The organism is Vibrio sp. dhg (assembly GCF_003443775.1).
Lineage (GTDB): Bacteria > Pseudomonadota > Gammaproteobacteria > Enterobacterales > Vibrionaceae > Vibrio > Vibrio natriegens.
This window is the reverse complement of the sequence record NZ_CP028943.1, coordinates 73,851-87,457: the sequence shown is the minus strand read 5'-3', so window position 1 is coordinate 87,457 and position 13,607 is coordinate 73,851. Positions and strand designations below refer to the sequence as shown.

At 46.4% G+C, this 13,607-nt stretch carries 11 protein-coding genes; 6 read left to right on the top strand and 5 right to left on the bottom strand.

Annotation, left to right across the window (positions count from 1 at the left end):
• Positions 1-311 precede the first annotated feature (311 nt).
• Both pckA and DBX26_RS00390 read left to right on the top strand, forming a co-directional pair.
• Positions 312-1,940 (top strand): phosphoenolpyruvate carboxykinase (ATP), encoded by a 1,629-nt coding sequence (pckA, locus tag DBX26_RS00395; protein WP_014230529.1) that lies wholly within the window; start codon positions 312-314, stop codon positions 1,938-1,940.
• A 143-nt stretch (positions 1,941-2,083) separates the two neighbouring features.
• Positions 2,084-4,144 carry an AsmA family protein gene (locus tag DBX26_RS00390; protein WP_118117406.1) on the top strand — a complete coding sequence of 687 codons (2,061 nt, stop codon included), beginning with the start codon at positions 2,084-2,086 and terminating at the stop codon, positions 4,142-4,144.
• Here the strand turns inward: DBX26_RS00390 and DBX26_RS00385 are convergent.
• The 3 genes from DBX26_RS00385 to DBX26_RS00375 form a co-directional block, all read right to left on the bottom strand.
• Complete coding sequence (locus tag DBX26_RS00385) at positions 4,130-5,047, bottom strand: bifunctional GNAT family N-acetyltransferase/hotdog fold thioesterase (RefSeq protein WP_014230527.1); 918 nt, start codon at positions 5,045-5,047, stop codon at positions 4,130-4,132. The two genes, DBX26_RS00390 and DBX26_RS00385, sit on opposite strands and share 15 nt — an antisense overlap.
• A gap of 106 nt (positions 5,048-5,153) precedes the next feature.
• Positions 5,154-5,588, bottom strand: a complete 435-nt coding sequence (gene dtd / locus DBX26_RS00380) for a D-aminoacyl-tRNA deacylase (protein ID WP_014230526.1) — start codon at positions 5,586-5,588, stop codon at positions 5,154-5,156.
• Complete coding sequence (locus DBX26_RS00375; protein ID WP_118117404.1) at positions 5,560-6,504, bottom strand: virulence factor BrkB family protein; 945 nt, start codon at positions 6,502-6,504, stop codon at positions 5,560-5,562. Before DBX26_RS00375 ends, dtd begins: the two co-directional genes overlap by 29 nt.
• A gap of 35 nt (positions 6,505-6,539) precedes the next feature.
• On the opposite strand from DBX26_RS00375, the gene DBX26_RS00370 reads away from it, so the two are divergent.
• Entirely contained in the window at positions 6,540-7,181 is a 642-nt protein-coding gene (locus DBX26_RS00370) for a DUF2959 domain-containing protein (RefSeq protein ID WP_118117402.1), read from the top strand.
• Positions 7,182-7,203: 22 nt separating this feature from the next.
• Here the strand turns inward: DBX26_RS00370 and DBX26_RS00365 are convergent, their stop codons facing one another.
• On the bottom strand, positions 7,204-7,761 hold the full coding sequence (locus tag DBX26_RS00365; RefSeq protein WP_118117401.1) for an AAA family ATPase: 558 nt from the start codon (positions 7,759-7,761) through the stop codon (positions 7,204-7,206).
• A gap of 80 nt (positions 7,762-7,841) precedes the next feature.
• Positions 7,842-9,671, bottom strand: coding sequence for a translational GTPase TypA (gene typA / locus DBX26_RS00360; protein WP_020336294.1), 1,830 nt, complete (start codon positions 9,669-9,671; stop codon positions 7,842-7,844).
• A gap of 537 nt (positions 9,672-10,208) precedes the next feature.
• Between typA and glnA the strand changes: the two genes are divergently transcribed.
• The 3 genes from glnA (at position 10,209) to glnL (ending at position 13,578) form a co-directional block, all read left to right on the top strand.
• Positions 10,209-11,618 (top strand): glutamate--ammonia ligase, encoded by a 1,410-nt coding sequence (glnA, locus tag DBX26_RS00355; protein WP_014230521.1) that lies wholly within the window; start codon positions 10,209-10,211, stop codon positions 11,616-11,618.
• 201 nt (positions 11,619-11,819) lie between these two features.
• On the top strand, positions 11,820-12,401 hold the full coding sequence (locus DBX26_RS00350) for a DUF4124 domain-containing protein (protein WP_118117399.1): 582 nt from the start codon (positions 11,820-11,822) through the stop codon (positions 12,399-12,401).
• Between the two features lie 130 nt (positions 12,402-12,531).
• Entirely contained in the window at positions 12,532-13,578 is a 1,047-nt protein-coding gene (gene glnL / locus DBX26_RS00345) for a nitrogen regulation protein NR(II) (protein ID WP_014230519.1), read from the top strand.
• Positions 13,579-13,607: the final 29 nt, after the last annotated feature.

Below are 13,607 nucleotides of genomic sequence, written 5' to 3'. Positions count from 1 at the left end.
TTCCCCCTTCAAAAGGCCAGCTCAATGCTGGCCTTTTTGTGACCTAAGCCCCGTAATCCCTAGCTTTTACCGTAATAAAATAACCGCTTAATTTTAAGTAATTAATAATCGTTTTGCCCTAGCGTAAAGGATTGCGCCCACGATAAACTATTCCAACCAATATGTGACGGGTCACCTAAAACCCCAGCAAAATCATGGATAAATTTTGAACTACATCCCTGTTTTCTCCCAGTCCCGTTGCTAGCATGGTGAGCAGATAAAAATTAAAACATTCTTACAAAATCCCTACAAAATCCTTATAAGGAGCACCTATGACCGTTATGGAACATACAAAGGCTGCAACACTTGATCTAACCAGACATGGACTGCACAACGTAAAAGAGGTTCTGCGCAACCCAAGCTACGAAGTGCTGTTTGAAGAAGAAACGCGTGAAGAACTGACCGGTTATGAACGCGGTGTGGTTACTGAATTGGGTGCGGTTGCTGTTGACACAGGCATCTTTACTGGTCGCTCACCAAAAGATAAATACATCGTTAAAGATGCGACGACAGAAGAAAACATGTGGTGGACTTCTGACGCAGTCAAAAATGACAACAAGCCAATCAACCAAGAAGTTTGGAATGAGCTAAAAGAATTAGTGACAAACCAACTTTCTGGCAAACGCCTGTTTGTGATTGACGGTTACTGTGGTGCAAACCCTGATACACGCTTGAGCATTCGTGTTATCACCGAAGTTGCATGGCAAGCACACTTCGTGAAAAACATGTTCATCCGCCCAACAGAAGAAGAACTGGCAACATTTGAACCAGACTTCGTTGTTATGAACGGCGCGAAATGCACTAACCCGAAATGGGAAGAGCAAGGCCTGAACTCTGAAAACTTCACTGTATTCAACTTGACTGAACGTACTCAGCTTATCGGCGGTACATGGTACGGTGGTGAGATGAAGAAAGGCATGTTCGCAATGATGAACTACTTCCTTCCTCTGAAAGACATCGCATCGATGCACTGTAGTGCGAACATGGGCGAAGATGGCGATGTCGCAGTCTTCTTCGGCCTATCTGGTACAGGTAAAACAACACTTTCAACAGACCCTAAACGTGCGCTAATTGGTGATGATGAGCACGGCTGGGATGACGACGGCGTATTTAACTTCGAAGGTGGTTGTTACGCGAAGACCATCAAACTATCGAAAGAAGCCGAGCCTGATATCTACAACGCTATCCGCCGCGACGCACTGCTAGAAAACGTAACGGTACGTAACGATGGTTCTATCGACTTTGATGATGGTTCTAAGACTGAGAACACTCGTGTTTCTTACCCGCTTTACCACATTGAAAACATCGTTAAGCCAGTATCGAAAGGCGGTCATGCAAATAAAGTGATCTTCCTGTCTGCTGACGCGTTTGGTGTGCTTCCTCCAGTATCGAAGCTGACACCAGAGCAAACCAAGTACCACTTCCTGTCTGGCTTTACTGCAAAACTAGCCGGCACAGAGCGCGGTATCACTGAGCCGACGCCAACTTTCTCTGCGTGTTTTGGCGCTGCGTTCCTAACGCTTCACCCAACTAAGTACGCAGAAGTACTGGTTAAACGTATGGAAGCAGCAGGTGCAGAAGCTTACCTGGTTAACACTGGCTGGAATGGTAGCGGTAAACGTATCTCAATTCAGGATACACGCGGCATCATTGATGCGATCCTAGATGGCTCAATTGAAGATGCACCAACTAAGCATATCCCAATCTTCAACCTTGAAGTTCCTACTTCACTACCAGGTGTTGATCCAAGCATTCTTGATCCACGTGATACTTACGTTGATCCACTGCAATGGGAAAGCAAAGCGAAAGATCTAGCAGAACGCTTTATCAATAACTTTGATAAATACACAGACAACGCAGAAGGTAAATCTCTGGTTGCTGCTGGTCCGCAGCTTGACTAATGTTGTGCGAAAACCTGGTCGAGAGTGACTTGGTTACCAAAATATTCTACAAGCCCCTCTTTTGAGGGGCTTTTTATTGAATCCCACCCAAGATTGATACAAGCTAAAGCAGACTTCCATACTTTACGTAGGTTCTGGCAAGGATGAAAACAGCGCTTCGAATTCTAATTCTGTTACTTGTATTACTGATTGCTATCCCTGCAACCGTTATTGCGCTGCTTACCACTTCCTACGCTAACCAAACCTGGGCCTTTATTTCAGAGCACCTGAATTTGCCTATTCAGGCAGAAAAGGTGTACTACGACTTTCCTTATCACCTCACCGCGCAAGGCATTCGAACGAATAGCGAAGATATATCCAGCATTGAGCAAGTCGATGTATGGCTAAACCCAGATGTGCGCCGCGATGGTAAGTGGATTGTCGATAGCTTACTTATCAACGGTGTGAGCTTAAAACAAGGACTGCCGGATTTCGCCAATCTAGAATCTGTCCAGTTCCACCAAGTTGCGATTAAAAATCTCGATTACGCGAACAAACAGTTAGTGATCAATGGGCTGAATGTTCAAATCCAATCACCAATCTGGCAGAACAACTCGTACGTGCTGCCTTATGGCGAGATTCTATTGTCTGCTGCGCAAATCTACTGGAATGGCGAAGCTTTCGATAATGTGTTGCTTGATATGGATTATCGACCAGAAAACAGCACTCTCTATGGTACGTCGTTTAAATGGAGAGACAGTCTGATCTCGGGTCAGGGCGAGCAATACCCTCAAGGCTGGTCTTTAGTCAATGTCACCGTCGATAAGCTGAAAATGAACAATGCCCAGCTGCAATCGCTGCTCGCTAAGCCATGGAATGCTATACCTTTCAAAATAAACCACATTAATAGTCTCGACCTGTTAAACGCTGACATTGAATGGGGAGACTGGCATTGGCAAAACCTGGAACTTTCGCTCGAGGATGCTTCACTTCCGCTATCACTTTGGCAGACACAAGCTCAGATCTCTTTGCAAGCAGACAGCGTTAGCTTTCAGGAACAAACTGCAATAGAACCACGTTTAAGCGCGGTAATGACGCCTAGTCAGATTGAACTGAAAGAACTCTACCTGGACTGGCAACAAGGCCGTGTTCAAATTTCAGGACAGTTCCAACCAACCCAATGGCAAATAGACAATGCCTCAATTTATGGCTTGAAATGGGCAATGAAGCCTGACGAAAGTTCAGACTGGTGGCAAGCGGCGACAAAAGCACTAAACGAAGTGACGATAAATCAGCTCGACATTGAGCACAGCCAAATCATACAAATATCACAACAGCCCTATTGGCAGGTTTCAGGCCTGAATTTGGAGGGTCGTCAACTTGCCCTCAAACGCCTAGGAAATCACTGGGCAGTGTGGAATGGTAATCTGGATGTTAGCGTCGTCAACGCCAGCTATGATCAGGTGATTGCCTCTCACGCCGCACTTTCAACTCAAAGTGACAATGGTCTTTGGCAATTGACTCGTCTATTTGCGCCATTAGAGCAAGGCTATATCGAAGGTTACGGGCAGATTGATGTCAGCACCACCAGCCAACCATGGACGCTGAACATCAATGCAGATGGCATTCCTCTGCGCCTCTTTCACTCATACTTACCTAAAGTATTAACCGTAGAAGGCTTGTCCGATCTGAATCTTGATCTCCAAGGCCTGGCTGGCGATCGCAATATGCTGGCGTACAGCTTAACCGGCGATATCGAAGCCAACTTCCGTGACACCATGTTGCTATCTCAAGCAGACCAGTCACTGAAGTCGATCACATTCTCTCCTGTCCGTCTGCAAGCGCGACGTGGTGAGGTTTCAATCCAACCCATCACCATTTCTGGAAGCGCGATTAAAGGCAAAATCACTGGTGCGTTTGATCTGGCCAACAACCCATTAAGTGGGCTTGAGTATCAGCTAGAAGAGCAGTGTGGCGTCATTAGCGGCGATATTTTCAGCCATGAGCCGACGAAAAATGACTGTATCAAGCCCGCTGAAAGCGCAGGACAGGAGTCAACAAAAGAGACTCAGCAACCAGAGTTAACAGAAGAAAAAGCGCAACCTACAGCTCCTATCGCGGAAATCAATATAGAGCTGCAGGAAGAAGAGTTGATTGAAGAGATAGTGGAAGAAGATGAACCAACAATAAATGCTGCTGCCAACGAAGCGCTAACAGCTGAGTAATTGCGAATAATTAGGGATTAGCATGTAAGTCCCGACAAAATCGACAGCTGGCGTGTCACCACTATAAATCACCACATGAATCACGATTCGCGCTTTACGGCCCGATTTCAGCCGATCCAAGTCACCGCTGATGCCATCAAGTGATGTGCTGGCAACAGGGTTTTGCTCAACGGGCTGGCGATAACGAATGGAACTGTCCGCGAGAACAATATCACCGTGCAGGCCACGCTCTTTAAGTAGTAACCAGGTCATTCCCCACCCAGTCAATGTCGCCAAGGTAAAAGCAGAGCCAGCAAACATGGTATTGTGAGGGTTCAGGTTAGGGTTAAGCTGGGCGCAGCATTCAAATTGATACCCCGTGTATTGATTAATCTTAATCCCCATTTTGTCACTGATCGGGATTTGCTCTTCCCATCGCTTCTGGAGCTCCGTACACCACTCAGGGCGGCGAAGAACATTAGCCATCGGGTCTAAGGGCTTAACCATTTGTTGGTGACGGACCGGGCCACGCTCATCAGTCAGCTCACCACGGCGCTCAAAACCACTTTTCTCATAGAACGCAATCGCGTCTTCACGGGCATTACATACCAAACGTTTCGCACCTTCCTGGCGCGCAAGTGACTCCAGTGCAACCAACACTAATGAACCCATGCCTTTGCCACGACGATTACTTTTTACCGCCATGTAACGAATCTGACCGTCATTGTCTGGCGTAATGTAAAGACGTCCTATCGCCATCGGGCGGCCACGACCATCCACAATCATCCGGTGGTGACTCATACCATCGTATTCATCACGTTCCGACCCGATCGGCATTCGCCACGGCTCACGTAACATCTGCCAGCGGAACTGATAATACTTGTTAAGCTGGTTTTCGGTTTTTGGAGTAATGAGTTTGAACATATCAATCCTTTGAAAGTACAAAACAAATAAATGTCAAAGAAACAAGGCTAAGCTATTTCCCTGCACTTGGAGTTAAAGCTTAGCCTATGAAGATTGCGTTACCAGATTAGACCTGTAACCAGAAAGTCACTGGGCCATCATTAATTAATGACACTTTCATATCGGCAGCGAAACGGCCACGCTGGGTAGGTAGCACCTGTTCGCATAAGTCAGAAAAGTAATCATACAGACGTTCTGCATCGGCAGGGTGAGCACCGCGCGAAAAGCCGGCGCGAGTCCCTTTTTTAGTATCGGCTGGCAGAGTGAACTGAGAAACGACTAATACCTTGCCTTCCACCTGTTTGACGTTGAGGTTCATTTTACCGTCCTCATCTTCAAACACACGGTAAGTGGTCACACGCTCCATCAAACGCTTGGCTTTAGCTTCATCGTCGTCCTTCTCTACGCCAAGCAGAACAAGAAGACCCTGATCGATTTCACCAACTACTTCACCATCCACACGGACGGCAGCTTCACTGACCCGTTGAATTAGAGCTATCACTACGCTCGTTTCCTTTATTTGCTAACTGAGATTCTGCGACCGAGTGTATCATGTCTAGGTCTTCACTCCAGTGCTCTCGCTCACCCATCGCAGCCGTCACTTCCGCACCTAACAGCACAATCATCCAGCACAAGTACACCCAAACAAACAAGATAGGAATCGCGGCCAGAGCGCCATAGATAAGCTGGTACGACGGGAACTGAGTAATATACAAAGCGAAGCCTTTTTTACTCAATTCAAATAATACCGCAGCCAGAGCGGCCCCCACAGCCCCATGGCTCAGGTATACTTTTTTATTCGGCACTAAAATGTAAAGGCCTAAAAAAGCAAAGAAAGACAATAACAAAGGCAACCAACGCAAAAACAGGTTAAACGCGCCCGATAAGGTTTCGTGCTCCAGGATCTGAAGTGATGTCACATAAGACGTGGCGGCAATACTAGCGCCGACCATAATTGGCCCGAGCGTTAATACCATCCAATACATTGAGAAGGAAAAGACGAAGCGACGTTTATCTTTTACTCGCCATATGTAGTTAAGATTCTTATCAATATTAGAGATCAGCATCAGTGCCGCGACAAATAAAAATCCACCGCCAACCGCACTCATTTTTCCGGTATTGGACACAAACTCTTGCAGAGCCGTATTTACCGCCTCTCCAGACGCGGGCACAAAATTCTCGATGAGATACCCTTGCAACACCTCACCAACATTCGCAAACACCGGAAATTTCGATAAGATTGATAGCAATACTGTGAGCATCGGCACGATGGACAACAGGGTGATATAGGCAAGGTAGCCGGCGTTCACATTCATGCGGTCGTGCGTCAAACGCTTAAGAAGATACTTAAAGAAAGCGATGCAACTTGGCAATAGATTGCTCAATCTCGCCTTGTAACTCTCTGATAACTGGTTCATAGTTCATCTCATAATTAGCATCTGGGACATAAAAAATGCCTTATTTATTAGCAATTGTACTATCAATTTTTACTTTAACAGGGTGTCAGTCTGCATATTATTCAGCAATGGAACAAGTGGGATACCATAAACGCGACATCATGGTCGATCGTGTTGAAGACGCCAAAGAATCTCAACAAGACGCTCAAGAAGAGTTCACCAGTGCGCTTGAGGCTCTATCCGCTTTGACCAACTTTGATGGTGGTGAGCTGGAAGACGTTTACAACAACATAAACGACAAATATGAAGACAGTGAGAAAGCAGCGCAAGATGTCCGCGATCGTATCGCTGCTATCGAAGATGTATCAGATGCACTCTTTGATGAATGGCAGGACGAACTCGACCTGTACACCAGCGCAAAACTGCGTCGTTCAAGTGAACAGAAATTGCGTGATACCAAAGCGTCTTACAAAACCATGCTCAGCGCGATGAAGCGAGCTGAACAAAAGATGACGCCAGTTCTTAATACATTACGCGACAACACCTTGTATTTAAAACATAACTTAAATGCGAGCGCAATTGGCTCTCTACGAGGTGAGTTCTCGAACCTAGAGCAAGACATTCAATATGCCATCAAACAGATGAATGCAGCGATAGCAGAATCAGACAAGTTCCTGCACAAGCTAAACCAAAAATAACCTACCCGAATGTAACACCTCTCTACGTGGAGAGGTGTTCTCTTTCTTCCTGGCTGACTAAACCGGCCACACTTTGAACAAACCTTACCCTCTCCTCTACCGTTCCCCATGGCACTTCAATCACCTGATAACCAAGCTCAGCGTAGGTAGAAACTAGGATTTGATGGATTGCCAGTGCCTCTGCAAAACTGTGGGGACGCACTTCATCCTGCACATAAATCGAGGCTTCAGGTCTACAAGTCAGCACCTGACTATAGTACCCAGCACTTTCTGTCACAAAGTCTAAGTCTACATCACAATCGCCAACTCGCAGGTAAGCAATGATGTCTGGAATCGCGCGATCAACAAATGCCACTTCGTGACTCTGTGCCTGCTGTTTCTGCTCGCTCATGAGCTCAAGGCACAACCTGGCAAACTCAGGTAAGTTGTTCCAAGGTAAGATACCGCCTTCCAACTGGCTTTGTTGCTCTATTATGGTGCGAGAGCTTTCGGCGAAAGTCGCAAAGCCCTGCTCACCCAAAGCGTTCAATAACGTCGTTTTGCCAGCGCCTGGACCACCCGTAATCACAATCGGTTTCATCAAAGTCTTTCCTTTCCCTGAATACAAAAAGCCCCGAGCATAACTCGGGGCTTCTTATTAACTTAAAACGTTACAGCAGATTATTTCGCTGAACGTGAAGCACGCTTACGATCGCTTTCCGTTAGGAACTTCTTACGGATACGGATGCTTTCAGGCGTTACTTCTACTAGTTCGTCATCATCGATGAATTCTAGTGCTTGCTCAAGAGTCATCTTGATTGGCGGAGTAAGAACCTGTGCGTCATCAGTACCAGAAGCACGAACGTTAGTTAGCTGCTTACCTTTCAGTGCGTTTACTGTAAGGTCATTGTCGCGGCTGTGAATACCGATAACCATGCCTTCGTAAACTTCTACACCGTGACCGATGAATAGGCGACCACGCTCTTGAAGGTTAAACAGTGCGTTTGTTAGCGCTTTACCCATCGCGTTCGCGATTAGTACACCGTTCACACGTTGACCGATGTTACCGCCTTTGTGAGGGCCGTAGTGATCAAACGTATGGTAAAGAAGACCAGAACCTGAAGTCAGCGTCATGAACTCAGTTTGGAAACCGATCAGACCACGAGATGGCATAACGAAGTCCATACGTACACGGCCTTTACCATCTGGAGACATGTCTTTCAGCTCACCTTTACGTAGGCCGATGTTCTCCATGATGCCGCCTTGGTGCTCTTCCATTACGTCGATAGTTACCGTTTCGAACGGTTCCATCAACTGACCATCTTCTTCTTTGATGATTACTTCTGGACGAGATACCGCTAGCTCAAAGCCTTCACGACGCATGTTTTCGATCAGGATAGACAGGTGAAGTTCACCACGGCCTGATACGCGGAATTTATCTGGATCGTCAGTTTGCTCTACGCGTAGTGCAACGTTGTGTACCAGTTCCTTCTCTAGACGCTCAAGGATGTTACGTGAAGTTACGAACTTACCTTCTTTACCCGCGAATGGAGACGTGTTTACCTGGAACGTCATCGTTACTGTTGGTTCATCAACAGAAAGTGCAGGTAGCGCTTCTACCGCGTTTTGCGCACAGATAGTGTCAGAGATTTTTAGCTCGCCAAGACCAGTGATTGCGATGATATCACCCGCGTTAGCTTGCTCAATGTCGTGACGCTCTAGGCCAAGGTAGCCCATTACAGTGCCAACTTTACCGTTGCGAGTTTTACCGTCTGCACCGATAACTGTTACTTGTTGGTTTGGCTTAACGCTACCACGAGTTACACGAGCAACACCGATAACACCAACGTAAGAGCTGTAGTCTAGCTGAGAAACTTGCATCTGTAGTGGACCGTCTAGGTCAACATTTGGCGCGTCTACAACATCAACGATAGTTTGGAATAGTGGTTCCATGTTCTCGCCAGTTTCGCCTTCTTCTAGAGAAGCCCAACCGTTAAGTGCTGATGCGTAAACCACTTTAAAGTCTAGCTGGTCATCAGTTGCGCCTAGGTTGTCGAATAGGTCGAACACTTGGTCCATAACCCAGTCAGGACGCGCACCAGGACGGTCGATCTTGTTGATTACAACGATTGGCTTAAGACCATGAGCAAACGCTTTTTGCGTTACGAAACGAGTTTGCGGCATTGGACCGTCAACTGCGTCAACGATAAGTAGTACAGAGTCTACCATCGACATGATACGTTCTACTTCACCACCGAAGTCCGCGTGTCCCGGAGTATCTACGATGTTGATACGGTAATCGTTCCAGTTAATTGCTGTGTTTTTAGCAAGAATGGTAATACCGCGCTCTTTCTCGATGTCGTTCGAGTCCATGACTCGCTCTTCAGCTTCACCGCGAGACTCAAGCGTGCCTGATTGTTGTAGCAGCTTGTCAACCAGCGTTGTTTTACCGTGGTCAACGTGCGCGATAATCGCGATATTTCTTAATTTATCAATCTGTGGAGTAGCCATGGATATTGATTCACTTAGATAGATGAAATGCCACCACGCTAAGAACGGGTGCTCTCTGGCGACATTTGCTGATTAAAAAAACGGCCATAATGTACCAGATTTTAGCAAAAAGCCTAGAAATATGTGATCTACTCCCGAGCATTTCTGCGATTTATACGCTTAATGCACGCTTTCGTCTTCTAAGCGATGCCGTGAAGTGAACTTTCTTTACTTCAACGTTCAATACAAATTGACTATTGCTTAAAAAATGGGCTGAATAAGCGATGTGGCTGTCACATCGTGGTGCAATAAAAATAAATTGCACCACCAAGGTGCAGATAAGGATCATTATGGTGCAATGATTTGCACCAAACTAGTATCCGAAAACACAATCCATTGAAATTAATGGAATATTTTTTTTGGCACGGTTCTAGCTTTAGAAAAAACAGCATCGGTTAATGAAAGTTTAGTTTGATTAATCAATGCCGAATTTCACATTTAAAGAATAGTTCCTAAATCGAGCTTTTACCGCTTATTTAACACTGGAGGTTATCCAAGATGTCAGTAGAAAACGTTCTATCGCTGATCCAAGAAAACGAAGTTAAGTTTGTTGACCTACGCTTCACAGATACAAAAGGTAAAGAGCAGCACATTTCGATTCCTGCTCACCAAATCGACGCAGACTTCTTCGAAGAAGGTAAAATGTTCGATGGTTCATCAGTTGCTGGCTGGAAAGGTATCAACGAGTCAGACATGGTAATGATGCCAGACGCTGCCTCTGCAGTTCTTGACCCATTTACTGAAGATGCAACGCTAAACATTCGTTGTGACATCCTAGAGCCTGCAACTATGCAAGGTTACGACCGTGACCCACGCTCTATCGCAAAACGCGCTGAAGATTACATGCGTGCAACTGGTATCGCAGACACAGTTCTTGTTGGTCCAGAGCCAGAGTTCTTCCTATTTGACGACGTTAAATACTCTAACGACATGTCAGGCTCTTTCTTCAAGATCGACGACGTAGAAGCAGCGTGGAACACAGGTTCTGAAATCGAAGGCGGTAACAAAGGTCACCGTCCTGGCGTTAAAGGCGGTTACTTCCCAGTAGCTCCAGTTGACTCATCTCAGGACATCCGTTCTGCAATGTGTCTAATCATGGAAGAAATGGGTCTAGTTGTTGAAGCGCACCACCACGAAGTTGCAACTGCTGGTCAGAACGAAATCGCGACTCGTTTCAACACGCTAACAACTAAAGCTGACGAAATCCAAATCTACAAGTACGTTGTTCACAACGTTGCTCACGCATTTGGCAAAACAGCGACATTCATGCCTAAACCACTAGTTGGCGACAACGGTTCTGGTATGCACGTTCACCAATCTCTAGCGAAAGACGGTGTAAACCTATTCGCTGGTGACAAGTACGGCGGCCTATCAGAAACTGCACTTTACTACATCGGCGGTATCATCAAGCACGCTCGCGCAATCAACGCGTTTGCTAACCCATCAACAAACTCGTACAAGCGTCTTGTACCAGGCTTCGAAGCACCAGTTATGCTTGCTTACTCTGCACGTAACCGTTCTGCTTCTATCCGTATCCCAGTGGTACCAAGCCCGAAAGCACGTCGTATCGAAGCTCGCTTCCCAGATCCAGCAGCGAACCCATACCTAGCGTTTGCTTCTCTACTAATGGCTGGTCTTGACGGTATCAAGAACAAGATCCACCCAGGCGAAGCGATGGATAAAGACCTTTACGATCTTCCAGCAGAAGAAGCAGCTGAGATTCCAAAAGTTGCTGAGTCTCTAGAAGTAGCGCTTAATGCACTAAACGAAGATCGTGAGTTCCTAACAGCTGGCGGCGTATTCTCTGATGACTTTATCGATTCTTACATCGCACTTAAGTCAAAAGACGTTGAGCGCATCAACATGGCGACTCACCCACTTGAATTCGAACTTTACTACTCTGTATAAGGTTCAGGTTCAGGCTGTGTAACATGTAAACACAGTAGCAAAATATTAGGCTCGCCTCGCAGGTGGGCCTTTTTTGTATTCGTCAGTCAAGAATCGCCGTTTAACATGAGGAAATAATTACAATACGCAGAGACTCTTATTATGTGAAACAAGGGACTCCGTAACCTAAACGTGAAAATATCAGTCAAAAGAAGGTGAGCCATGAAAGTTCAGCTTATTACACTCCTATGCGCTCTCAGCAGTGCATGGAATACCCCCGTAATTGCACAAGTTGCTTATACCTGGGTTGATAAAGATGGCGTGATTCACTTCAGTGACACGCCTCGTCAGGGTGCAAAGGCCATCGCTCTACCTAACTTGGAAGCCTCACCTCCAGCTCCTGAAGTCGAAAGTACCGAATCGCTTGCACCACAAGTGAATAAAACGCCAGACGAATCACAGGACGCGCCTCAGGCTCAACCTGAAAAACCCCAACCTTTACAGCTCACCATGCTTAGCCCGACACATGATGCAACATTACGCAGCAATCGTGGGCTAATTGATATTCAACTTGAAGCAAACCGTAAGCTCGGTATTGGTGAACAGCTACAACTTCTGCTCGACGGTAACCCTTATGGGGCACCCCAAACGCACCTAAATTGGCAGTTAAGTGATATTGACCGAGGGACTCACACTCTTTCAGTTCATGCTAAGCGAAGCGGCAAGCTTATTGCATCATCTAGCCCTATAACGGTGCATTTACACAGAGCGAGTATCAAGCCGACCGTAAACGGGGCAAAGTAGAATTTTTGGTGAAAATTTAGCATCACAATGAAGCTTTTCACTTTTTCTTCTTAGTTTTATTGGCCATACTCAATGTTCTATTGCACCATTATTGTGCGTCGCACGATCTTAACGCAAACAAGGACATAATGTGGATACCAATCTTCCAAGTGCCATTCTCAACAATATGGTTACAGCAACGCTGATTCTCGATGATGGGTTGGCGATCCGTTATGCCAACCCAGCAGCGGAGCTGTTGTTTTCACAAAGTGCTAAACGCATCATCGAGCAGTCGTTGTCTCAGCTTATCCAACATGCCTCGATGGATTTGGCACTGCTCACTCAGCCTCTGCAGAGTGGCCAAAGTATCACCGACAGCGATGTCACTTTCATTGTCGACGGAAAGCCTTTGATGCTGGAAGTGACGGTGAGCCCGATAACCTGGGAAAAGCAGCTCATGCTTTTGGTCGAAATGCGAAAGATTGACCAGCAACGCCGACTCACGCAGGAGCTCAACCAACACGCGCAACAACAAGCAGCCAAGCTTCTTGTGCGTGGTCTGGCGCATGAAATTAAAAATCCATTAGGTGGGTTGCGGGGGGCAGCACAGCTACTGGAAAAGATGTTGCCAGATCCATCCTTAACGGAATACACCCATATTATTATCGAACAAGCCGATCGATTGAGGGCCTTAGTCGATCGCCTGCTTGGCCCTCAAAAGCCAGGTAAAAAGACACAAGAAAATCTCCATCAGGTTCTGGAAAAAGTCCGCCAATTGGTCGAACTGGAGTCGCAAAACTCTATCACTATCGAGCGAGATTATGACCCAAGCCTGCCTGAGATTTTGATGGATGCAGACCAAATAGAGCAAGCAATGCTGAACATCGTCAGCAACGCAGCACAAATTCTGGCGTCTCAAGAGCACGGTAAGATCACCATTCGCACCAGAACAGTGCACCAAGCGAATATTCATGGTAAGCGCTGTAAATTAGCCGCGCGTATTGAGATCACCGATAACGGACCGGGCATTCAACCTGAATTACAAGATACGCTGTTTTATCCAATGGTCAGTGGCCGAGAAGGCGGTACCGGACTCGGACTGTCTATTTCACAGAATTTGATCGACCAGCACAACGGAAAAATCGATGTTGAGAGCTGGCCTGGCCACACCAATTTCACAATTTATTTGCCGATCTGACCAAGTTTAGCTTTGGGTCAGTTTTACGG

Excerpts from the sequence above, each read along its gene's own strand:
- DBX26_RS00350 (WP_118117399.1), top strand. The coding sequence starts at position 11,820 with ATGAAAGTTCAGCTTATTACACTCCTATGCGCTCTCAGCAGTGCATGG.
- pckA (WP_014230529.1), top strand. The coding sequence starts at position 312 with ATGACCGTTATGGAACATACAAAGGCTGCAACACTTGATCTAACCAGA.
- DBX26_RS00370 (WP_118117402.1), top strand. The coding sequence starts at position 6,540 with ATGCCTTATTTATTAGCAATTGTACTATCAATTTTTACTTTAACAGGG.
- glnA (WP_014230521.1), top strand. The coding sequence starts at position 10,209 with ATGTCAGTAGAAAACGTTCTATCGCTGATCCAAGAAAACGAAGTTAAG.
- DBX26_RS00375 (WP_118117404.1), bottom strand. The coding sequence starts at position 6,504 with ATGAACCAGTTATCAGAGAGTTACAAGGCGAGATTGAGCAATCTATTG.
- typA (WP_020336294.1), bottom strand. The coding sequence starts at position 9,671 with ATGGCTACTCCACAGATTGATAAATTAAGAAATATCGCGATTATCGCG.
- DBX26_RS00385 (WP_014230527.1), bottom strand. The coding sequence starts at position 5,047 with ATGTTCAAACTCATTACTCCAAAAACCGAAAACCAGCTTAACAAGTAT.
- DBX26_RS00390 (WP_118117406.1), top strand. The coding sequence starts at position 2,084 with ATGAAAACAGCGCTTCGAATTCTAATTCTGTTACTTGTATTACTGATT.
- DBX26_RS00365 (WP_118117401.1), bottom strand. The coding sequence starts at position 7,761 with ATGAAACCGATTGTGATTACGGGTGGTCCAGGCGCTGGCAAAACGACG.